This is a genomic window from Parasynechococcus marenigrum WH 8102 (genome assembly GCF_000195975.1).
Taxonomy (GTDB): Bacteria; Cyanobacteriota; Cyanobacteriia; order PCC-6307; family Cyanobiaceae; genus Parasynechococcus; species Parasynechococcus marisnigri.
Genome location: NC_005070.1, coordinates 1,036,701 through 1,056,148 on the forward strand (window position 1 = coordinate 1,036,701; position 19,448 = coordinate 1,056,148).

Here is a 19,448-nt window from a genome sequence, read left to right on the forward strand (position 1 = left end):
TCGTGGTGATGGGCCTGTTCGAGCGCTACCTCTCCCTGTGGATCGGTCTGGCGATTGTGGTGGGTGTGGTTCTGGGGGGCGTTTTTCCTGATCTGGCGAGCTGGATCGCCTCATTGGAGGTGGCCCGCATCAACGTTCCGATCGCCGTTCTGATCTGGGGAATGATCGTTCCGATGATGCTGGCTGTGGATTTCTCCGCCATCGGTGGCATCCGCCAGCAACCGCGGGGGCTGCTGGTCACTGTGGCCGTGAACTGGTTGATCAAGCCCCTCACGATGACGGCTCTGGCCTGGTTGTTCATCCGTGGGGTGTTCGCGGCCTGGATCCCGGAAGCGATGGGTCAGGAGTATGTGGCCGGGATGATTCTGCTGGGGGTGGCCCCTTGCACCGCGATGGTGTTCGTGTGGAGTCGCCTCAGTGATGGGGATCCCAACTACACCCTGGTGCAGGTGGCGGTGAACGACCTGATCATGGTGTTTGCCTTTGCGCCGATTGCAGCGTTGTTGCTGGGTGTGAGTGACGTGCTGGTGCCATGGGACACGATGATCACGGCGGTGGGCCTGTTCGTTGTGGTGCCGTTAGCGACGGGCTGGTTGATGCGGGTGTTGTTTAAGTCCCCTGGTCGGATTGCGCGGTTGGAGGCCCAGCTCAAGCCGCTGGCGATCACGGCTCTGATCGCCACTGTGCTGCTGCTGTTCATGGTGCAGGCCCTGTCGATCCTGTCCAATCCCCAGGCGATCGTGCTGATCGCGATCCCGCTCATCCTGCAGACCTATCTGATCTTCTGGCTCACGGCGCAGTGGATGCGTCTCTGGGGGCAACCACGCACGGTCGCGGCCCCTGGCGCGATGATCGGCGCCTCCAATTTCTTTGAACTGGCGGTGGCTGTGGCCATCAGCCTGTTCGGCTTGAATTCCGGCGCTGCCCTCGCCACTGTGGTGGGGGTGCTGGTGGAGGTGCCGGTGATGCTGTCGCTGGTAGCGATCGCCAACCGCAACCAACGTCTGTTCCCCGCTTGAGATGTCTCAATTCTTCGAAGCGATCTGGCACGGTGAGGGCATCGGCGACGGTGCTGATCTGGAGGAAGCTCTTCAGGCCTATGCCGTGGTGAAACCGGAGGACGGCGACTGGGTTGAGGCTTGTGCTGCTGACGGGGCTGATCCTGTGATCGAGCGCTTCGCGTCCTTCGACGCCTATCTGGATAACGCTGATCCGCTGGAGACCATCGCTGTGTCACCGCAGATGATTGCCGAGGCGATTGCGCTGTTGCCGGTTTGATGTCCGACGCTCAGCTTGATTTTGCGGCCTTGACGCCTGTCAATCATCTTTGGCCGGCCTTCGTTGAGCGTCTTGGCACCGACAAGGCCCAGCGGGCCGTGCGGCAAGCCCTTGATCTTCAGGGCATGCGTGGCCATGACGGCACCTTGCCGGTGCTGTTCGTTGAGACCGGTGGTCTGGCACTGGCCAGCACCGATCTGGTGCGGGAACAGACGGGACTCAATGCCCATGGTGATCGGATGGTGCTGCTGCTCAGCAGCCGCGACCAAGTGATCCAGTTGCTGCAGCAGGCTTAGAGGAAGGCGGCCGGGGCATAGGTCAGTCGATGCCGTTCAGCCTGCAGAGCGGTCTGCGGGAATCGCGCCTTGGCCTGCGGTTGTTCCGTCGGCGTTTCCATGGTTCCTGCGCTGATCTGTTGGCCCACCAGCACCGCCAGTGCACTGATGATCAAGGTGATTGCTTTCTCTTTCCCCATGCCATGGTTTGGCTCTTGATCAAGGTTGTCGTTCGCGTCGTCGTCTCATCCTTGGCATTCCCCTGAATCGGCTGAGCGCTGTCTGAGAGTGCATCTCAGCGATCGGCGTGCACCACTGGAACATCACTCAGCCGGGTGGTGGCGGTCCGTCCCAGCCGCTCCCGTCGCATCATCCAGCTCGGATGCAACCCGCAGGCTGCCCACTGGACCGTGCCTCGGCCATAGCGGCGATTGAGCCGATCAATGGTGCGCATCAGCTCCTCTCGTCGTTGTTGCTGTGCCTCACTCAGTGGCACCAGAAGATGGGACTGGAGCAGCTCGGTTCCCTGCAGGTGCTGCATCAGCACCCCCGCCTTCGCCAGCTGTCGGTGTGGCCGGAAGATGCGGTCCACCAGGGGGAGCGCTGCCTCCAGCAGAACGGTGGTGTCGTTGCTGGGCAGATCCAGTCGGGTGCTGGCGGCCTGGCTGTAAAACGCGGGGATGAAGGGGCTGGTGCGGGTGTACACCGTGAGGGCGGCAGCCCGTTGGTGCTGCTTGCGCAGTTTTTCCGCGGCGCGCACCACATAGGTGGCGACGGCCTGCCGCAGTTCCTCCAGGGTCGTGATCGGCCTGCTGAAGCTGCGGCTCACGCAGGTTTCCTGTTTGGGGGACGGTGCCAACGCCAGTGGCAAGCAGGCATGGCCGCGCAGTTCCCGCTGCAGCCGCAACCCCACCACACCGCACTTCGCCCGAAGTTCACCGCTGGGCATGTCCCGCAGCAGGCGGGCGTTGTTCACCCCCCGCAGCCGGCACCAGCGCGCCAGTTTGCGGCCGATGCCCCAGACGTCCTCGATTGCGATGGTCTCGAGCCAGGCGTCGGGATCCGTGCAGTGGCCCAGATCGAAGATGCCGGCATGGGCGGGGACTTGCTTGGCCAGGCGATTGGCCAGTTTTGCCTGGCTTTTGCTGGCCCCCAGGCCGATGGCGATCGGCAGCCCCAGGTCCTGGCGCACCCGGGCTCGCAGGGATCGCCCCCAGCTCTGCAAGTCACCATCCTTCGGACGACGGACGCGCCCGAAGGCTTCGTCGATGGAATAGATCTCGAGCTCTTCGCAGTGAATTTCCAGCAGGCTCATCATCCGCTGGCTCATGTCGGCGTACAGGGCGTAGTTCGAGCTGCGCACCACCACGTTCTGGCGTTCCAACTCCTGACGCGCCTTGAAATAGGGGGTTCCCATCGCAATGCCGAGGGCCCGGGCTTCTGCACTGCGGGCCACGATGCAGCCGTCGTTGTTGGAGAGCACGACGACGGGTTTGCCGATCAGGCTGGGGTCAAGGCTCTGTTCGCAGGATGCGTAGAAGTTGTTGCCGTCGATCAGGGCGGTGGCAAGGCCCATGTCAGAGCGGATGGATCACGTGGATGGCCACCCCCCAGATCTGCACGTCACCGCATCGATGCAGCTCCAGGGGTGGGTAAGCGGGATTGGCGGCCTCCAAGCGCAGGCGGCCATGGTGCTGGACCAGGCGTTTGAGGGTGAATTCCCCGTCCAGCACCGCCACCACCACCCGCCCCGGCCGTGGATCCAGGCTGCGATCCACCACCAGCAGATCACCGTCGTGGATGCCGGCTCCGAGCATGGATTCGCCGCTGACGCGCAGAAAGAATGTGCTGGTGGGATGGCGGATCAGCTGGTCGTTGAGGTCGATCCCCACCTCCACGTAGTCATCGGCCGGCGAGGGGAAGCCGGCGGCCACCCGTTCACCGGCCAGGGGAAGACTCAGGCGGGTTCGCCGGGGCTGCAGCGGAAGTGGCTGGTGGCGGACGTCCATCACGGGCAAGCAAGCCTGCTTTAATAGTACTGATGTATTGATTGCTGTGTGCTTGCTCCGGTGAGGATGGTGTCTCTGGATTGGGATTTGAGTGGCTGATTCGCCGTATCTGGTCGCGCTGGCTTTGATCGATCAAGGGGGGCGTCGGGCGTTGCCGCTGGCGGGGAAGTCCCAGGCTGTGGTGGCGGCCGAGGGCGATGCCCCGGATCAGCTCGGCAAGGAGCTGGCCCTGGATCTGCTGCTGCGGGTGTGGCAGCGCAGTGATGACGGCCCCCTGCAGAGGGCAGCGGCTGCAGACAGCCTCCTGCTGGTGGAGTTGCCGATGGAACGACTGCCGGAAGACCTGCCGCAGATCAAGGCCGACTGGCTCAGCAGCGGCGACACAACCGCCTGTCTTGAGGCTCTGAAGCGGATCTCCTCGAGGGCCTGGCGACTGTCCAGCGAGAAGTTCAAGCCGGTGGCGCTGACGCCGCTGTGGTGAGGGGTTCCTGAGCCCAGATGTTCACGGCCACGGAGTAGCGCTCCCCTTCCAGAGGATTGATTCGGTGGAGCAGTCCAGGGGAGAACAGCACCAGGCGGTTGCGCACCGGGGGGATCGAGATCACGGAGCGGAACTGAGGCAGCGGACCGCTGTGCCCTGAGGTGATGGGGGTGTTGTCGGCCAACAGCAGCTCGCCACCGGCGCAGCTGACGTGGGGTTAGAAGACCGTGGACAACAGCGGCAACAGATAACCCCCGCTGCGACGTCCTTCGACTTCATCCTTGTGGATGTGCCAGTCGAGATCGTTGTTGACGTTGCACCACCACTGCACTCCAGCCCCCTTGCCACAGAACGGGGTGGAGACAGGCAGCAGATGCTCGTCGAGGTAACGCTCCATCAGCTGTCGCTGCTCGAGGGCATGGATCGAGCGCGAACTGCCGTCGTCAGCACGCCAGCTGAACAGGGCGTCACCGGGATGGGTCTGCTTGAGCTCGCCGTGAACCACGCAGAGTTGGCGCAGCGCCTCCAGCAGATCCGCCGGCAGCAGGTTGTCGACCACGTGCAACATCAGTTCTCAGGCGCGGTGGTACGGGCTTCCTTGCAGGATTGCCTGGGCGCGGAACAACTGCTCGATCAGCATCAGGCGAGCCAGCTCATGGGGGAAGGTCATCGGCGACAGGCTCAATTGCCAATGGGCACGGCCCTTGAGTTCGTTGGTCAATCCGTCAGCACCACCGATCACGAAGGCGAGCCGTTGGTTGCCGAGCTGGTCAAGGCGCCGGGCGAAGGGGATGGACCCAACAGCGTCGCCCTCTTCCATCAGTGCAATCACGTGCTCATTCGGTCGTAGCGATGCGCGGATAGAATCCGCTTCCTTGTCGGGTGTGCTGTCTCGAATCTCGATGATCTCCAGCCCGGGAAGCCGTTTGCGGTAAAGCTCGATGCCGTCCTGGATCCAACTGCGGCGGACTTTGCCCACGGCAAGGATGCGGCAGCGGGAGGGATTCAAGGGTTGTCCTCGTCGTCCTCCAGCAGCAACTGGCCAAAGGCCACGTAAAGACTTTCCTCTTCACTCCCGGGTGTGGCCTTGGAGGGTTTGGGGCGTGTGTTCTTTCCTTTGCCGGAGTTTGTCTTCGGCAGTGGAGGTAGCTCCTGGGCCGAGCCTGGCGGGGTGCTGTCGGTTGATGGCTGAGGGGTGCGCTTGGCCTCCAGTTGTTTCAGCCGCGCCATGAGGTGTTCCGGAACCGTTCCGTCCTCACTGACCTTCATCAGTTCGCGGAACAGTTCCTCAGGGTTGTCTTCGGTTTCAACCTTGTGGCGCACCTGCTGTGCCTTCGGGCTCACGGGCGGTTTCGGTTCCGGCAACGCTTGGGGAAGCGTCCGACCGAGCTCGCGCAGGCGGTCCAGGCTGCGGGGGTCGAAACTCATCGGATCAACCGCAGCCGAGGCTGTCCCGGGTGGACCGGCCCGTGACCGGATTTGTACCGTCCGCAACGGCACACAGGCTCTTGAGTTGATCGCCCCGCATCGGGACGTCGGTGAAATCGGCGCCGCTGATGGTCACATCCACGAAGCGGGTGTTGAAGGCGAAGGCTCCTTCCAGAACGGCGTTGGAGAGGTTGGTGCCGGTCATCACCGCTGCATCCAGGGTGGCTTCCCGCAGGTCCGTTCCACTCAGATCTGCATCCTGAAGCTTGGCGCCATAGAGCGATGCGCCCCTCAGGTCTGATCCGGACAGGTTGGCTTCCCGCAGGTTGCTGAGGTTGAAGGTGGCGCCGCGGAGATCCTTTCCGGAGTAGTCCGAGCCGATCAGCACTTGCTTGGCCACGTCCATGGCGGCACTGACCTGGGCCGGACCAGCCAGGACAAGGAGCAGCCCGAGGACTGCTGCAGAAACCAGGGACAACAGGCGGGAACCCATCCGAAACACCAGTGACCTCGAAACCTTAATGGGCTCGAGCAGGGGGGAATCCTTCGGGAACTTTGTGGATCGCATTCCGATGAAAATGCAGCCCCCCGGCGCCCAGGCGGAAACCCGGGTGTCCTCGCTTCTGCAACGGCAGGGGTGGCAGCTGCTGGATCGAAACTGGAGCTGCCGCTGGGGCGAACTTGATCTTGTTCTGCACAAGAACGAGCAACTGCTTGTGGTGGAAGTCAAGAAGCGCCGTTCCTTGGCCTGGGGTCCCTGGTCTGTGGATCCCACGAAGCGGCGCCGGCTGGGTCGGGCGATCAGTTGCTGGCGTGCTGAGCATCCGATTCAGACGGACTGGTTGCTTCAAGTGGCCGTTGCCGTGGTGCCGTTGCCGCCCTCCCAGGGAGCCCCACGTTGGTGCAGGCTGGATCGGCTGTGCTGATCCAGCGCTGATCCGTCATTTCGGCAACCATTGCCTGCTGCTCAGGAGCGGTCTTGAAATCCAGAACCGTGTTGAGAGCATCGCTCTGACAGAAGACGATTCACTTCAATAGAGGTCTTCTGCCGGTGACCTGTCTCGTCGCACAGGTGGGTTAAGACATCAGATGGTTTCCTTGCGGCCAGTTTTGATCTGCTCTCTGGCTGAAAGCAGTCCAACGGCAAGCAACACCAGAAGTCCGGCGTTGATGCCGATGAAGAACATGGTGTCCATGACTGAGAAGCTGCTCGTCCATTAATACGGAGATGCGGCAAGACAGCCCATCCGTCAAAAGACTCACCCAGTTGGGGGAGAGCGCTGCCTGGTTCGATCCCTCAGTTGAGGGAGGTGGTCTGTGTTGCGACACGCTGGTAGGAGATCGACCGTCCGCTGGGACAACTGCGACAGTTCAACCATGGCTTTTCAAGGTCACCAGGCCCGCAAGCGCTTTGGCCAGCATTGGTTGAAGGATCAGACGGTGCTGGATCGCATCGTGGCGGCCGCTGACCTGCAGCCATCGGATCGCGTGTTGGAGGTGGGACCAGGGCGTGGTGCTCTCACAGAACGGTTGCTGTCCTCTCCGGCAGCGGCAGTTCAGGCCGTGGAATTGGATCGCGACCTAGTGGATGGCCTGCGGGAACGCTTTGCCGGTGATCCGCGATTCAGCCTGCGTCAGGGGGATGTGCTGGAGCTGCCGCTGCAGCTGGAGGACGGGGTTGCAGCCAGCAAAGTAGTGGCCAACATTCCGTACAACATCACAGGTCCGCTGTTGGATCGACTGGTGGGTCGACTCGATCGCCCTGTCGAGCCCCCTTATCAGCGTTTGGTGCTGTTGGTGCAGAAACAGGTGGCGGAGCGCATCCGGGCTCGCCCGGGCCACAGCAGCTTCAGTGCCTTGAGTGTTCGGATGCAGTTGCTGGCCCGTTGCACGACGGTCTGTCCTGTACCCCCACGCTGCTTTCAGCCACCGCCGAAGGTGCAGTCGGAAGTGATTCAGATCGACCCTCTGCCGGCTGATAAGCGGTTGCCTTCTGACATCGCCCGTCGGGTGGAATCGTTGCTCAGGCAAGCCTTCCTGGCCCGTCGCAAGATGTTGCGAAACACCCTGGCATCACTTGCGCCGGAGCCACAGCTGCAGGCGCTGGCCGCCGCTGCAGGGTTTCAGCTGCATCAACGGCCGCAGGAGCTGGCTCCGCAGGTCTGGGTTGCCCTGGCCAGGGGTTTGAATCAGGGCATTGATGCGGCCTCCGCTGATGGGCACGATCACGGTGACGGCTCCGGCCAAGGTGAATCTTCACCTGGAGGTGCTCGGGATCAGATCTGACGGTTTTCACGAGCTGGCGATGGTGATGCAGAGCATCGATCTCGCCGATCGCCTCAGCTTTCAAACCACGGCCGATGCCGCACTGACGCTCAGCTGTGACGATCCGTCCCTCAGCCTTGGTGAGGACAACCTGGTGATCAGGGCCGCTCAGTTGCTGCGCAGCCGCTCCGGTTTCAACGAATTGGGTGCTGCCATCCACCTGGAGAAACGCATTCCCATTGGTGCCGGCCTCGCCGGAGGGTCCAGTGATGGTGCCGCTGCCCTGGTGGGTCTGAATGCGCTCTGGGGTCTGGGCCACAGCCGTTCAGACCTGCAGCGGTTTGCGGCTGAACTCGGTTCTGACATGCCCTTCTGTGTGGCGGGGGGCAGTCAGCTCTGTTTCGGTCGCGGCGAGCTGCTGGAGCCGTTGCCGGCTGTGCAGGAATCCCTGGCGGTGCTGCTGGTGAAGGATCCACGCGTGAGTGTGTCGACTCCCTGGGCCTATCGCCGCTGCCGGGAGTTGCAGGGTGATCGCTACCTCTCGGGAGAGGACGCCTTCGAGCAACGCCGACAGGTCTTGCGAGACATGGCCTGGACCCAACCGATCCGTGCGGCGGAGCCGCCACCGTTGCAAAACGATCTGCAGGAGGTTGTGGAGCCTGAGACCCCAGCGGTTCAGGCGGCGCTTCGCTTGCTGTCCACCCTTGAAGGCACCCTTGCCGTCGCCATGAGCGGATCGGGCCCCAGTTGTTTTGCACTGTTTGCAGATCCAACCAGCTGTGCGGCTGCCCAGGCCACGCTTGAACAGCAACTTGCTGCGGAGGGATTGCAAAGCTGGTGCTGCAATTTGCGACCGGACGGCGTGAGGATCGAAGCATGAGCTCCTCCGACCCCAAGACACCTCCTTCAGCGGAGCAACCCCGTAAAGGACCCCTGAGTTTTTTGTCCGGTGCCGTCACCGCAGGTCTGCTGGCCTGGCTGGCGTTGGGGCTCAGCCGACGGATGGTGGTGTACTTCGCCGTTCATCCGCCCCACTACAGCTCACCGATCGCCCAGAACATTGCGGTGACGCTGAAAACGCTGCTGGTGGGGCTGTCCTTTCTGGCCACCTTCAGCACAGCGTTTGTGGCGTTAGGGCTCACGATGGTGTTTCTTCGCAGTGTCTTCACAGGTCCCTCGAACGACCCTGCCTAGCGTCAAGCCGACAGACATCTGTTGATGACTCCCCACGACCTCGGGCAATTGGCGCTGCTGCTGTCTCCAGCGATGCTCCTGTCCGTGTTGCTGTTGTTCACCTTCGCCGCCGGCGGTTGAGGCCACCCAGGCTGAGATAGCTTGGCCGCTCACCCCGGATTGGCCGGGATCGCAGCGACGCCGTGGCAGGAACCCTTCTCTTCAACGCCCTGCGGGAAGCCATCGACGAGGAGATGGCCCGCGACCCTTACGTCTGCGTGATGGGTGAGGACGTCGGTCACTACGGCGGCAGCTACAAGGTCACCAAGGATCTCTGCGAGAAGTACGGCGACCTAAGGGTGCTGGATACCCCGATTGCAGAGAACGGCTTCACCGGCATGGCGGTCGGTGCGGCCATGACCGGCCTGCGGCCGATCGTGGAAGGCATGAACATGGGCTTTCTGCTGCTCGCCTTTAACCAGATCTCCAACAACATGGGGATGCTGAGGTACACCAGCGGAGGCAATTTCACGATCCCCACGGTGGTGCGCGGCCCAGGTGGTGTGGGCCGTCAGCTCGGAGCTGAGCACAGCCAGCGCCTGGAGGCCTATTTCCACGCTGTCCCCGGGATCAAGATCGTGGCATGCAGCACGCCGACCAATGCCAAGGGTTTGATGAAGGCAGCAATCCGGGACAACAACCCGGTTCTGTTCTTCGAGCATGTGCTGCTTTACAACCTCAGCGAGGAACTCCCTGAGGGTGAGTTCACCTGTGCTCTCGATCAGGCGGATTTGGTGCAGGAAGGGAGCGACGTGACGATCCTCACGTACTCCCGCATGCGTCACCACTGCCTCAAGGCGGTGGAACAACTGGAGGCCGATGGCATCAGTGTGGAGCTGATCGATCTGATCAGCCTCAAACCGTTCGACATGGAGACCATCGGTCGGTCCATCCGCAAGACCCATCGGGTCATCGTTGTGGAGGAGTGCATGAAGACCGGTGGCATCGGTGCCGAGTTGATCGCCCTGATCACCGAGCAGTGCTTCGATGATCTCGATGCCCGCCCTGTGCGGCTCTCCAGTCAGGACATCCCCACGCCCTACAACGGCTCCCTTGAGAACCTGACCATCATTCAGCCCCATCAGATCGTCGAAGCTGCCCAGCAGATGGTCCGTCAAGGGGTTTGAGTTGATGGCGCGTTATCAGGGTTGGTTCGCCTTTGTTCTTGCCCTGGCCATTGCGGCGGGGATGTTTCTGATCCGGACTCCGCTGCAGCTTGGGCTCGATCTGCGCGGGGGTAGTCAACTCACGGTGCAGGTGCAACCGGCAGGGGACGTGAAGGTTGTTGGCGATCGCGAAATGGAAGCCGTCAAGGCGGTGCTGGATCGGCGCGTGAATGGTTTGGGGGTGGCCGAATCCACCCTTCAGACCGTCGGCACCGATCAGCTGGTGTTGCAGCTCCCCGGTGAACAGGACCCCACAGCGGCAGCACGCGTCCTTGGCGATACGGCTCTGCTGGAGTTCCGTGCCCAGCGGGAGGGAACTGAAGCTGAGTTTCGAAGCTTGCGACAGCTTCAATCCCAGGCCCGGGCCATCCTCCAGTTGCGAAAAGACCAACGCCGTCGTGGGGAGACACCGGATGAGCTCAACCTGGAGGATCTCAAGGAGGTGCAGGAGTCGCTGGGGTTGAACGCTGATGGTGCCAGTGACGACGAGTTGCTTCAGGCCCTCTTGGATCAAGCGGACGACGAACTGCTGACGCTGTTGGACCCTGCACAACTGACGGGCAAGCAATTGGTAACGGCCGGTCGCCAGCCACTGCAGAACAACCCCAACAGCTGGGAGGTGACGCTGAATTTCGATGCCGAGGGAGCGGAGGCGTTCGCCGATTTGACCCAATCGATCGCGGGTTCCGATCGACTGCTGGCCATCACGCTGGACAACAAATTGATCAGTGCGGCCAGTGTGGGGCCCCAGTTCAAGAGCGCTGGTATCTCCGGCGGCGCTGCAACCATCAGTGGAAATTTCGACGCTGAGACGGCCCGTGAACTGGAGGTGAAACTGCGTGGAGGCTCCCTTCCCCTTCCCGTTGAGGTGGTGGAAGTGCGCACGATCGGACCGACACTCGGTGCTGAAAACATCCGGCGGAGCTTGATGGCTGCTTTGTCCGGTCTCGCCCTGGTGGCGGTGTTCATGGTGGTGGCTTACCGGTTGCCGGGGGCTGTGGCCGTGGCGGCCCTGAGCCTGTACGCCCTGTTCAACCTGTCGGTGTACGCCCTGATCCCCGTAACGCTCACCCTGCCTGGGATTGCTGGATTCATCCTGTCCATCGGCATGGCGGTGGATGCCAATGTGCTGATCTTTGAGCGAATCAAGGACGAGTTGCGTCGCGGCAACACCTTGATCCGCTCGATCGACACCGGTTTCTCCGAAGCCTTCAGTTCCATCCTTGATGGTCACCTCACCACGTTGATCAGCTGCGCGGCACTGTTCTTTCTCGGCACCGGCCTGGTGAAGGGATTTGCTGCAACCCTCGGCATCGGTGTGTTGCTGAGTCTGTTCACCGCGCTCACCTGCACACGCACGCTGCTGCGCTTCCTGATGAGCTACGCCGGCCTGCGTCGACCCACGTATTTCATTGCCCAGGGCCAACGTCCCTCCACGACCGCCTGATTGATGGCCATGTCCACGCCCAACACCACTGTGGTTCTGCGCCTGCAATTGAGCGCCTCACGCGTTCGGGTCTGGTTGGTCTCGGGGCTCACGCTGCTGGTGGCCTTGGTCGGGCTGATCAGCTGCTGGCTGAATCCAGACATTGCTGCACCGCTGCGTCCGGGGCTCGATTTCACCGGGGGAACGCAGATCCAGTTGGAGCGCGACTGCGGAGAGAGCTGCAGGGATCTGAAGTCCATTGCTGTCTCCAACCCGGTTCAGTCGTTGACACTGCCGGCCGAGGAGGACGACCCTGTCCCCAATCTCCGTTCGGCGCGGGTGCAATTGCTCGACGGAGGCCAGTCGCTGGTGCTGCGTGTGCCCACGCTGTCGGCTGCTCAGGGTCAGGCCCTGATTGCTGCTGTTGAACAGATTGCCGGCCCCTTTGTGGCCGGTGGACAGTCCGTCGACACAATCGGTCCGAGCCTGGGGCGTCAGTTGCTGCGCAGCACGCTGATCTCGCTTGTGGTGGCGTTCAGCGGAATCGCCCTTTACATCTCCTTCCGCTACGACGGCCGCTACGCCTTCCTGGCGCTAGTGGCTCTCGCCCACGACGTTCTCATTGTCGCCGGCGTCTTCGCCTGGCTGGGGCTGTTGATGCAGCTTGAAGTCGACAGCCTTTTTGCAGTGGCTCTCCTCACCATTGCCGGTTATTCCGTGAACGACACGGTGGTGGTGTTCGATCGGATTCGGGAGCGTGCCCGTGATGGTGCAGGCCTGGGGCTGTCCGAACAGGTGGATCAGGCGGTGTCGGCAACCCTCACCCGCACCTTTTACACCAGCGGGACAACATTGCTGCCACTTCTGGCCCTGATCTTCTTCGGTGGCGCCACCCTTTACTGGTTTGCCATCGCTCTGGCCTTGGGGGTGGTGGTGGGCAGCTGGTCCAGCATTGCGCTGGCTCCTTCGTTGCTCACGCTGTGGGAGCCCCGTGCCGAAGTCTGAACGTCTCCAACCCCAGGCCGTTCGGCGAACAGCGCGTTGGTGGCCGTTGTTGCTGGTGTTTCTGGCGTTGGCAGACCTGAAAACCGAGATCCTGCTTTTGCTGGATCACTTCACCCTCACCAGTCTGCTGTTTGCCGTGCGTCATCACGTCCTGGCAGTCGCTGTATTGATGGGATCACCGTCGCTCTGGCGTCGTTATGCCTGAGCGGTCCTCACGCCGAATTCACTCCAGATTGACGACCAGATGCGTCGTTTGACCTCATCGTTCCAATGGCCGTCGGAGGCATTGGATGCCCACCAGGATTCGAACAGCTCTTCCGCTTCCTCGTAAAGAAGGTCGGGGTCAAGGTTTTCGCGTACGAGTTGCAGGACGGCCTGTCTCAGCTCCTCGTAGCGGCTGAAATTGAAGATCACATCCAAGGCAGGCTGTCCGGGCAGACAAGCACCACCGTATGGGACCGCGGCTCGGCAGAACTCGGCACCAGATCCCACCCAATTCGGTTAGCGTCTCAACCTCGTCTGATCTGACTCATGCTGCAAGCTCTGATGTCGCTGGTTCTTGCAGCCGTCATGTGGGTACAGGTCCCCCAATGGGAGAGCGACTGGTCGCAATGTTCGGTCGATGTGCCCGACGTGGATTGTCATTGGTATGTTGTTGCGCCTGATAACACCTTCGGTGAGGGATTTAGTTGGTCAAATGCACCTTGGTTCAGTGCTGAGGGACTGTTGGATATCGGAAACCTAAAAAACACAATGGGCAACATTCACGACGAGGCTGCGGCGCACGTTTGATCTCCACAGTTTAAATGATGTTGGGTTTTGGTATAAGCAATCAATCAAGCAAATAAGTCCTGTAGCTCATGTCGGCGTGCACGACGGCTTTGAGCTGAATCCAAATGTGATTCATCCTTTCTGGTGACCGTCAAGGAACAGGCCAGTGCACGAAACGGCCGATGAACACCATCGTCAATCATGGTGCCAATTGAACAGCCATTCGAGAGATGAACAGTCATGGATGAATTCAGGTGCTGCTGATGGTCTACGCAAGCCCTAAGCAGACCTGTTGGACGGTTCTCCGAACTCAACTCGTTAAGTGGCTGAACACGGCGCCGAGCCGCATGCCCGACTTCTGGTAACCGGCGATGGCAAGTGCCACGACCGAAAAATTCAGCACGAGGAAGGTTGTGACCAGCTTGATGTCGTCTTTCATGATGACAACTTGGACGATCGAAGGCACGATCGTGGCTTAAGTGTTCGATCGGCTACTCGTAGGCAATCTCAGCAGCAGATTGTTGTGGTCCCATTCGCTGGTACCGGAATCACGGCAGGCACGCCGAAGTCGTTAACGTTTGTAAACATTGAAAATTGATTGCCGTGCTTGGCGCCCTTTTCCCTTTGATTTACGCGGCATTGTTCACTGGTTTGCTGCTTCAGGCTTTTCGAATGATGAGCATGTCGTCCAACGCTTCGACAGCGTTCAAGAGTGACCGAACAGGCCTACGCACTGTCCATCCTGAATTGTTGGACGACAACGGCAATGTCACCGATGAAGAACTTTGGTCTGTTCGCTTTCAGGACCTGAAGCAGACAGGTTGGGCACCTGAGGCAAGCTGAAACAGGAAAGCCCCTAAATACCGTTGGAGCTGCTGCCACTGACCGCGGAGCCGAGAGAGACATCGGTCGCGCCGACGTTTCCCGAGCGATTCGACTCCGCATTCCAAGCCTGACGAATGATCTCGATTCAAGCTGCAGACTACGGAATCTTTCTTGTTAGTGGAAGACGATATGAAGGCGCAAAAACTGTCCCTAAGGAGTCTTCTGAGGCCATAGGGACTGGTTTCTGCCAGCTCCCGAGTCGCTCTCTCGGTGCTGCTGCGACGACCACCCGGTTTCAGGACGGTGTGTTGCAGGTCCCCTTTTTAGGTGGATGCCCCAGGCCGCGCACGAGATGTTCCAGGGTTTTTTGGGATCAAGGATTTCTTCCATGACGTCTCCCAAAACTTGTGTTTAGGACAACAGACAGCTTGGGGAGTCGACGTATCAAGGCCAACGTCGTCGTCGGTCGTGACCACGGCAAGCTGTCCATCGTCTGGCACATGTAGCAGTCAGACTCAGCAAGTTTGTGCTGTCTTCTTGCCTATTTTGGCTTTGGGTTTGCCCTCATAGGTCCGGCTAAGCGCAGGAGGCAACGAAAATCCCGCCATTGCTGACGGGGATGATGAGTGTATGTCGGGAGATGGATAGCAACAACATCAACGCCCCCTGCTTTTCCCTTGTGGCTCTTGTATTGCTTTCTGCCGATAGGCATCAGGCTTCCCGATCAGTGACTAACGAGTCGCAGAAAAAATTTGTATTCCTAGTTCTCCCATCTTTTCTGAATACCAACATAGCTCTAGTTGGTGATACTTCTTTCGCGTGAGTGTAGTTGGGATTTCCTGCGGCTATTGCCTGCGCACGGGCTCGTAGCATGCAAGCAGTAGTTGCTCTACCTGGTCTATTGCCTTCACATGCGGCAAACATAAGTCCCACTACGATCCCAACTATCGGACCAAGAATTAGCTGCTGCTTCATCGGCAGTGCGTATGGATTCTTTGGCTTTGATGGCGGCGTAATTTTTGGATGACACTTTGAGCATCTTGGGTCTTGCTTATTGCTGAAAGGATATGCGCAGACATCGCATTTGATTATTGCCATGGTTCGACTGATGTGCGAGGTTCTCGCTCCTTCCCAATACTTTCGCTTTGTGATTGTCCAAATACATCAAAAAAAAGCAAGAGTTTCCTGAGAATTAGATAAGTGCTGCCCCGCCTAGGACTAGAGACTCACCCCTAGGCGCCACGCCACCATCCTGCTTCGCTCTACTTCTGCAATGAACGGGTCAATCCAATCCAGCAGCAACTCAGTCACGGCTGGTTACCTCGGGTCTTGCATGGCGCAATACAGCCACCGCTTGAACAGGTCAGGGTCGTTGGCTTGCAGTGCTGCAACCAGTTGTGCCAGCAGGAATAGGGCAATGCGGGTGTCTTGAGGCATTGGTCAGGCGTGAGTGCCTGATGTGTTCCCCGCTGTTGAGCCTCGGTCGACTCATTTCGGTTGTAGGTGATGTGCCGGCACTAAAGGCTGAATGGCAATTTCGCTTACTGCATTAGGCCTTCAGTTGGTCTTGCAGGGACAGTCACCACTGCGTCACCTGTTGCTTCTTGAGGATTGATTGGATTCCAGCCGTTGAACATGTGAATGCCCGTGATGAACGCTAGAACAACCATCAAGTACCCGATTCGGTTTTCCTCTTGGAAGGCTTGTCTTTCTTTGTTGGTCATTTTGCGACCTCCTTCTTTTCTTGATCTATGTCTAACGGCTTTGGCCGGGTCAATAAGGAAGGTAAACCGCCATTGTTAAGTCGCAAATCCGTCCATACACAGTTGTGATATTTGGGCCATAGTGGGAAGAGGAGTGTTTGTTGAGTGGCGCGAAGCAACCTGCATCACGAACCTGGCGCGCAGTGCTGTCAGTCGACCTTGCAGGGGCTGAAGGAGCTACCCAGGCAAAACTGGCCTGACGCTGAATCGTGAAGTCGATCGGACATCCCCTGTGCAGCAATGCACTGAAAGGACCCATATTTGTGACGCAGGCGTGACAGATTCGATCCATGCCCGCTTCTTACCCATTGGAAAATCGTTCCAATCCTGATCATCGACGGAGTGGGAGATTGCTGGGAGGCATACGTTGCTGCTGGCCTGAGGCGCATCCCGAAGAGGCATGCGCTTGCTGATCCTTCTCAGATGTAAACCTTTCTTCCGCTGGCGCTGATGCGGTAACGACCGCCTTTGGGACCAATGTGAATGGAGTTGTCCACGCCAGGATTTCTAGGGAGATGGATGGGTTTCTTGATTCTCGGAGCTTCGATCTCCTCTGGGCAGATCACAGCCTTGGCTCGGACGCTGTTGAGTTGGGCCGCGAGCTTTTCCAGAAGCGTGGTCATTGACCAGATCAATGAGTCAGATGTGTTCATCATCCAGAGACGTCAATCAGTGTTGATGCCTAGGGGTGCTTCCAGGCCTGTCGCGTATCCCGAAGCAGCTGGTGCTTGCTGCTGATCAGGATTGATCGAACAACCGTTGCAGAGCGTTGCGCTTGCCCTGCAGCGTGTTGGCTCGCATCGGTTTGCCAATCGGCTTGGGCTGCCTAGGTCGGTTGAGGAAAACCTTGCTGAGCCACCACACCTGCAGGCTTAGAAACAGCAGGGCCAAGAGACCCAACTCCCACGCTCCTTGCATCAGTAGTGCTTCCGACGATTCTCGATGGCGTCGCGCTTGAAGCACTCCAACTCTTCTGGTGTATGCAGTGGCATCTTTCGCGTCTTCCCCAAGAGCCGTTGAAGGAGCAGCAGAAAGCCTTTCATGATTCCAGTCAGGTTCACGATGACCAACGATCCATCACCTGCTGCACCAACACCCGCTGCATCAAGACCTGCAGAACGACAACGAGAGGAAGAGCCAGCAGGACTCCCGGAAGTCCCAGCAGGGCGCCGAGGCTCAATTGCGCCATCAGGGCCACGGTCGGCAGAAGATTCACGGTTTTCCGGAGTAGCAGTGGCGTGAGCAGAAAGGCCTCAAGGTTCTGCAAGATCAAGCGAAACACCAGCACAGACACCACAAGCTGTGGTGATTGCAGAAGGGCCAGGCCCGTGGGCAGCAAGGTCGCTGCCGTCGGCCCGATCGTGGGAACAAAGGTCAGGAGTCCGCACACCAGAGCGCTGAGAAGCGCCAATGGCGCCTTAAGCAGCAGCAACCCTCCCCAGGTGAGCAGAAACACCGTTGTGGCGGACAGGGTCATTCCGGTGAGCCAACCGCCAAGTGCCTGGCGGCTTTCATCCAGAAGCAGTGCCATCTGCTCCCGTGCCGGACGTGGGGTGAGGGCCACCACCATGCCGCGATGGGAGGCGGGATCCAGGGCCAGCAGGATGGCCAGCAGGACCATCAACAGCACCTGGATCACCGAGTTCGCCGCTCCTCCCGCCACTCCCAGCAACTGACGCCCCACCGATTGCAGATTCTCAGGACTCACGCCAGGACCGAAGGCCTGATTCAGCGCGGCGAATCGGGGATCGTCCCCCAGCCATCCAGACAGTTTGTTGACCAGCTCCGGGAGATCCTTCCCCAGTTGCTGGGTCTGGGTGATCAGTTCCGGCAGAAGCAGCTGGCCAATGATCAGACCTGCCAGCAGCAGACCCGCCAGTACGACCAGCAAGGCCTGGGGCCGGGCCAGACGGCTGCGGTCCTGGAGCTGATGGATCAGCACATCCAGGGCCACGGCCACAACCACGGCTCCGAACAGCACCAGCAACACCCAGCGCAGCTGCCAGATCAGCAGGGCCAGAACAATAAAGGTCAGGCTTAACAGAGCTGATTGCGCAGTCATTGGCGCGGCCTCAGGGTTGTCCAGCGGTTGAGGACATCGTTGATCAACACTTCTCCAATCAACACCTGCAGCACCACGGCAAGGGGCAGGGCCATTAACAAGCCGAGGGGGCCAAACACCACCGTGAACAACACCTGGGCAGCCAGGGTGAGGCCGGGCAAAAGCTTCACCTGATGGTGCATCACCGACGGGGTGATCACATAGCTCTCCAGGTTCTGGATCACCACATAGGCCCCAAGAACGGCGGCCGCTTTCCAGGGGGCGTCCAGCAGAGCCACTGCCATGGGAAACACTGTGCTCATGGTGGGGCCGACATTGGGAATCACGTTCAGCACACCAGCCAGTAAGGCATTGGCCAGGACGAGCTTGACCCCGAGAAGCCACAGTGCGATCCCGCAGAGCAAAAACACAGCAAGAGAGCTGATGCCCACTCCCACCATCCAGCTGTTGAGCGCTTCCCCGCAGAGCGTGAGGATCTGGTTGGCCCGCCGGCGATAGAACGAGGGCACGAGCAAAATGCCCACCTGCCGATAGGCCTGCGGTTGAACGGCCACCATCAGTGCGGCTGCAATAACAAACAGAAGACTCAAGCCGGCGCTTCCCAAATTTCCGGCCAGTCCGAGCAGTCCGATCAGGCCGCTTCCTACCCCCGAAGCCAGCGTTGAAGTGTCGGGCAGGATCGATTGGCTCTGCAGCCCCAGTTGTTCGAGGTCTGGCATGGCATCGACCCCGTACAACGCTTCGCTGACCTGATCAAGACCACTCAGAGCGAGCTGCAGCAGTGCTCGGGCCGCCTGGGGGAGTTTCTGAAGCAGCAGGGCGAATTCATCAATGAACGGTGGCACCAACACCGCCATGAGCACGGTGAGAAGGAGTCCAAGTCCGCTCAGGCTGGCTAACAGTGCCATGGGCCGACGCATCGGGAAGCGCCGTTGCACTGCATTCACCAGGCTGCAAAGAGCAAGCGCCAGCACGATGGCGGCAAACAACAACAGCAACCATTGACGCAAGTTCCACAGGATGAGACCTGCAGCAATCAGTGCTGCAAGTGACAGTGCCTGGGGAAAGCTCAAGCCTCAGCGTTGGCGTCTCCGTCAGTTTGATCGGAATTCTGGTTTTGGGAATAGCCCAGACCGTTAGCTTCGGCGTAGCGCTGAGCGAAGCGCATGAACCGTTCGAAGTCCTGTACGGATTTCCATGAGTAAACGGCTTCAAGGGCACTTGCTGTGCCGTTCACGAATTTGCCGTTGATTTCTCTGGTGACCATTTCCCCCTCTTCATCCACCATCCACATTCCGGTGATGTCGCCCATCGTTTCAGGAGCAATTGCAGCGGGCTGTTCGAAGCGGAAAGTTGCTTGACCTGTGAGCCCATCACGGCTGCGGGTCAGACGGATGTCGGGAACCACGGGCTCGTCGACGCCGCGGAAAAACTGAATCGACGCCTTAGCCATGGCCGTCC

General features: G+C 59.9%; 30 protein-coding genes. 14 read left to right on the top strand and 16 right to left on the bottom strand.

Going from position 1 to position 19,448, the window contains the following annotated elements; genetic code table 11:
- Nucleotides 1–8 precede the first annotated feature (8 nt).
- From arsB to TX72_RS05195, 3 genes are read left to right on the top strand one after another with little or no spacing between them, the layout of a single operon-like run.
- A complete protein-coding gene (gene arsB, locus TX72_RS05185) occupies nucleotides 9–1,019 on the top strand; it encodes an ACR3 family arsenite efflux transporter (RefSeq protein ID WP_011127904.1) in 1,011 nt (336 codons plus the stop codon).
- Nucleotide 1,020: 1 nt separating this feature from the next.
- Entirely contained in the window at nucleotides 1,021–1,278 is a 258-nt protein-coding gene (locus TX72_RS05190; protein ID WP_011127905.1) for a hypothetical protein, read from the top strand.
- Nucleotides 1,278–1,574 (top strand): hypothetical protein, encoded by a 297-nt coding sequence (locus TX72_RS05195; RefSeq protein WP_011127906.1) that lies wholly within the window; start codon nucleotides 1,278–1,280, stop codon nucleotides 1,572–1,574. Before TX72_RS05190 ends, TX72_RS05195 begins: the two co-directional genes overlap by 1 nt.
- Here the strand turns inward: TX72_RS05195 and TX72_RS05200 are convergent.
- From TX72_RS05200 to TX72_RS05210, 3 genes are all read right to left on the bottom strand, one after another.
- On the bottom strand, nucleotides 1,571–1,753 hold the full coding sequence (locus TX72_RS05200) for a hypothetical protein (protein WP_011127907.1): 183 nt from the start codon (nucleotides 1,751–1,753) through the stop codon (nucleotides 1,571–1,573). The genes TX72_RS05195 and TX72_RS05200 overlap by 4 nt on opposite strands.
- Nucleotides 1,754–1,848: 95 nt before the next feature.
- A complete protein-coding gene (locus TX72_RS05205) occupies nucleotides 1,849–3,129 on the bottom strand; it encodes a Y-family DNA polymerase (protein ID WP_011127908.1) in 1,281 nt (426 codons plus the stop codon).
- A 1-nt stretch (nucleotide 3,130) separates the two neighbouring features.
- Nucleotides 3,131–3,562: a LexA family protein gene (locus TX72_RS05210; RefSeq protein WP_011127909.1), complete on the bottom strand. Its 432-nt coding sequence runs from the start codon at nucleotides 3,560–3,562 to the stop codon at nucleotides 3,131–3,133.
- Nucleotides 3,563–3,653: 91 nt separating this feature from the next.
- Here TX72_RS05210 and TX72_RS05215 point away from each other — a divergent pair, with 91 nt between their 5' ends.
- Nucleotides 3,654–4,043: a DUF8680 family protein gene (locus TX72_RS05215; RefSeq protein ID WP_011127910.1), complete on the top strand. Its 390-nt coding sequence runs from the start codon at nucleotides 3,654–3,656 to the stop codon at nucleotides 4,041–4,043.
- Here TX72_RS05215 and TX72_RS14690 read toward each other — a convergent pair.
- From TX72_RS14690 to TX72_RS05235, 5 genes are read right to left on the bottom strand one after another with little or no spacing between them, the layout of a single operon-like run.
- Nucleotides 4,012–4,227, bottom strand: coding sequence for a 2OG-Fe(II) oxygenase (locus tag TX72_RS14690; protein WP_011127911.1), 216 nt, complete (start codon nucleotides 4,225–4,227; stop codon nucleotides 4,012–4,014). The genes TX72_RS05215 and TX72_RS14690 overlap by 32 nt on opposite strands.
- Before the next feature lie 33 nt (nucleotides 4,228–4,260).
- Entirely contained in the window at nucleotides 4,261–4,611 is a 351-nt protein-coding gene (locus TX72_RS14695; RefSeq protein WP_011127912.1) for a hypothetical protein, read from the bottom strand.
- A 6-nt stretch (nucleotides 4,612–4,617) separates the two neighbouring features.
- Nucleotides 4,618–5,052, bottom strand: a complete 435-nt coding sequence (locus TX72_RS05225; protein ID WP_011127913.1) for a 23S rRNA (pseudouridine(1915)-N(3))-methyltransferase RlmH — start codon at nucleotides 5,050–5,052, stop codon at nucleotides 4,618–4,620.
- Nucleotides 5,049–5,471: a hypothetical protein gene (locus TX72_RS05230; RefSeq protein ID WP_011127914.1), complete on the bottom strand. Its 423-nt coding sequence runs from the start codon at nucleotides 5,469–5,471 to the stop codon at nucleotides 5,049–5,051. The genes TX72_RS05225 and TX72_RS05230 overlap by 4 nt, the downstream gene beginning before the upstream one ends.
- A 4-nt stretch (nucleotides 5,472–5,475) precedes the next feature.
- A complete protein-coding gene (locus TX72_RS05235) occupies nucleotides 5,476–5,964 on the bottom strand; it encodes a pentapeptide repeat-containing protein (RefSeq protein WP_011127915.1) in 489 nt (162 codons plus the stop codon).
- Between the two features lie 28 nt (nucleotides 5,965–5,992).
- Between TX72_RS05235 and TX72_RS05240 the strand changes: the two genes are divergently transcribed.
- The 8 genes from TX72_RS05240 (at nucleotide 5,993) to TX72_RS05275 (ending at nucleotide 12,771) form a co-directional block, all read left to right on the top strand.
- Nucleotides 5,993–6,397 carry a YraN family protein gene (locus TX72_RS05240; protein ID WP_011127916.1) on the top strand — a complete coding sequence of 135 codons (405 nt, stop codon included), beginning with the start codon at nucleotides 5,993–5,995 and terminating at the stop codon, nucleotides 6,395–6,397.
- Between the two features lie 451 nt (nucleotides 6,398–6,848).
- Nucleotides 6,849–7,757 (top strand): 16S rRNA (adenine(1518)-N(6)/adenine(1519)-N(6))-dimethyltransferase RsmA, encoded by a 909-nt coding sequence (gene rsmA / locus TX72_RS05245; protein WP_011127917.1) that lies wholly within the window; start codon nucleotides 6,849–6,851, stop codon nucleotides 7,755–7,757.
- On the top strand, nucleotides 7,672–8,616 hold the full coding sequence (gene ispE, locus TX72_RS05250; protein WP_011127918.1) for a 4-(cytidine 5'-diphospho)-2-C-methyl-D-erythritol kinase: 945 nt from the start codon (nucleotides 7,672–7,674) through the stop codon (nucleotides 8,614–8,616). The genes rsmA and ispE overlap by 86 nt, the downstream gene beginning before the upstream one ends.
- On the top strand, nucleotides 8,613–8,930 hold the full coding sequence (locus tag TX72_RS05255; RefSeq protein ID WP_011127919.1) for a DUF3082 domain-containing protein: 318 nt from the start codon (nucleotides 8,613–8,615) through the stop codon (nucleotides 8,928–8,930). Before ispE ends, TX72_RS05255 begins: the two co-directional genes overlap by 4 nt.
- 182 nt (nucleotides 8,931–9,112) lie before the next feature.
- The gene (locus tag TX72_RS05260) at nucleotides 9,113–10,096 is read left to right on the top strand and encodes a pyruvate dehydrogenase complex E1 component subunit beta (protein WP_011127920.1); all 984 of its coding nucleotides are present in this window, start codon (nucleotides 9,113–9,115) and stop codon (nucleotides 10,094–10,096) included.
- Nucleotides 10,097–10,100: 4 nt separating this feature from the next.
- A complete protein-coding gene (gene secD, locus TX72_RS05265) occupies nucleotides 10,101–11,582 on the top strand; it encodes a protein translocase subunit SecD (protein ID WP_011127921.1) in 1,482 nt (493 codons plus the stop codon).
- Nucleotides 11,583–11,585: 3 nt separating this feature from the next.
- The gene (gene secF, locus TX72_RS05270) at nucleotides 11,586–12,566 is read left to right on the top strand and encodes a protein translocase subunit SecF (RefSeq protein WP_011127922.1); all 981 of its coding nucleotides are present in this window, start codon (nucleotides 11,586–11,588) and stop codon (nucleotides 12,564–12,566) included.
- Nucleotides 12,553–12,771 carry a YbhB/YbcL family Raf kinase inhibitor-like protein gene (locus TX72_RS05275; RefSeq protein ID WP_011127923.1) on the top strand — a complete coding sequence of 73 codons (219 nt, stop codon included), beginning with the start codon at nucleotides 12,553–12,555 and terminating at the stop codon, nucleotides 12,769–12,771. The genes secF and TX72_RS05275 overlap by 14 nt, the downstream gene beginning before the upstream one ends.
- Here the strand turns inward: TX72_RS05275 and TX72_RS05280 are convergent.
- A complete protein-coding gene (locus tag TX72_RS05280) occupies nucleotides 12,762–12,980 on the bottom strand; it encodes a hypothetical protein (protein ID WP_225867758.1) in 219 nt (72 codons plus the stop codon). The genes TX72_RS05275 and TX72_RS05280 overlap by 10 nt on opposite strands.
- A 117-nt stretch (nucleotides 12,981–13,097) precedes the next feature.
- On the opposite strand from TX72_RS05280, the gene TX72_RS05285 reads away from it, so the two are divergent.
- Complete coding sequence (locus TX72_RS05285) at nucleotides 13,098–13,358, top strand: DUF8643 family protein (RefSeq protein ID WP_011127925.1); 261 nt, start codon at nucleotides 13,098–13,100, stop codon at nucleotides 13,356–13,358.
- A gap of 289 nt (nucleotides 13,359–13,647) precedes the next feature.
- Here the strand turns inward: TX72_RS05285 and TX72_RS14830 are convergent, their stop codons facing one another.
- The gene (locus TX72_RS14830) at nucleotides 13,648–13,776 is read right to left on the bottom strand and encodes a hypothetical protein (protein ID WP_263969720.1); all 129 of its coding nucleotides are present in this window, start codon (nucleotides 13,774–13,776) and stop codon (nucleotides 13,648–13,650) included.
- Nucleotides 13,777–13,940: 164 nt separating this feature from the next.
- Here TX72_RS14830 and TX72_RS05290 point away from each other — a divergent pair, with 164 nt between their 5' ends.
- Nucleotides 13,941–14,180: a DUF2973 domain-containing protein gene (locus tag TX72_RS05290; protein ID WP_042504271.1), complete on the top strand. Its 240-nt coding sequence runs from the start codon at nucleotides 13,941–13,943 to the stop codon at nucleotides 14,178–14,180.
- 1,523 nt (nucleotides 14,181–15,703) lie between these two features.
- On the opposite strand, the gene TX72_RS05295 is transcribed toward TX72_RS05290, so the two are convergent.
- The 6 genes from TX72_RS05295 to psb28 all read right to left on the bottom strand — a co-directional run bounded on the left by TX72_RS05295 (nucleotide 15,704) and on the right by psb28 (nucleotide 19,440).
- A complete protein-coding gene (locus TX72_RS05295) occupies nucleotides 15,704–15,886 on the bottom strand; it encodes a hypothetical protein (RefSeq protein WP_042503362.1) in 183 nt (60 codons plus the stop codon).
- A 458-nt stretch (nucleotides 15,887–16,344) separates the two neighbouring features.
- Nucleotides 16,345–16,548, bottom strand: a complete 204-nt coding sequence (locus TX72_RS05300) for a hypothetical protein (RefSeq protein ID WP_049692003.1) — start codon at nucleotides 16,546–16,548, stop codon at nucleotides 16,345–16,347.
- 115 nt (nucleotides 16,549–16,663) lie between these two features.
- Nucleotides 16,664–16,843: a DUF8681 family protein gene (locus TX72_RS05305; RefSeq protein ID WP_042503367.1), complete on the bottom strand. Its 180-nt coding sequence runs from the start codon at nucleotides 16,841–16,843 to the stop codon at nucleotides 16,664–16,666.
- 139 nt (nucleotides 16,844–16,982) lie between these two features.
- Nucleotides 16,983–17,987 (bottom strand): AI-2E family transporter, encoded by a 1,005-nt coding sequence (locus TX72_RS05310; RefSeq protein WP_011127928.1) that lies wholly within the window; start codon nucleotides 17,985–17,987, stop codon nucleotides 16,983–16,985.
- Nucleotides 17,984–19,060 (bottom strand): AI-2E family transporter, encoded by a 1,077-nt coding sequence (locus TX72_RS05315; protein ID WP_011127929.1) that lies wholly within the window; start codon nucleotides 19,058–19,060, stop codon nucleotides 17,984–17,986. The genes TX72_RS05310 and TX72_RS05315 overlap by 4 nt, the downstream gene beginning before the upstream one ends.
- Nucleotides 19,057–19,440, bottom strand: coding sequence for a photosystem II reaction center protein Psb28 (gene psb28 / locus TX72_RS05320; RefSeq protein ID WP_011127930.1), 384 nt, complete (start codon nucleotides 19,438–19,440; stop codon nucleotides 19,057–19,059). Before psb28 ends, TX72_RS05315 begins: the two co-directional genes overlap by 4 nt.
- Nucleotides 19,441–19,448: the final 8 nt, after the last annotated feature.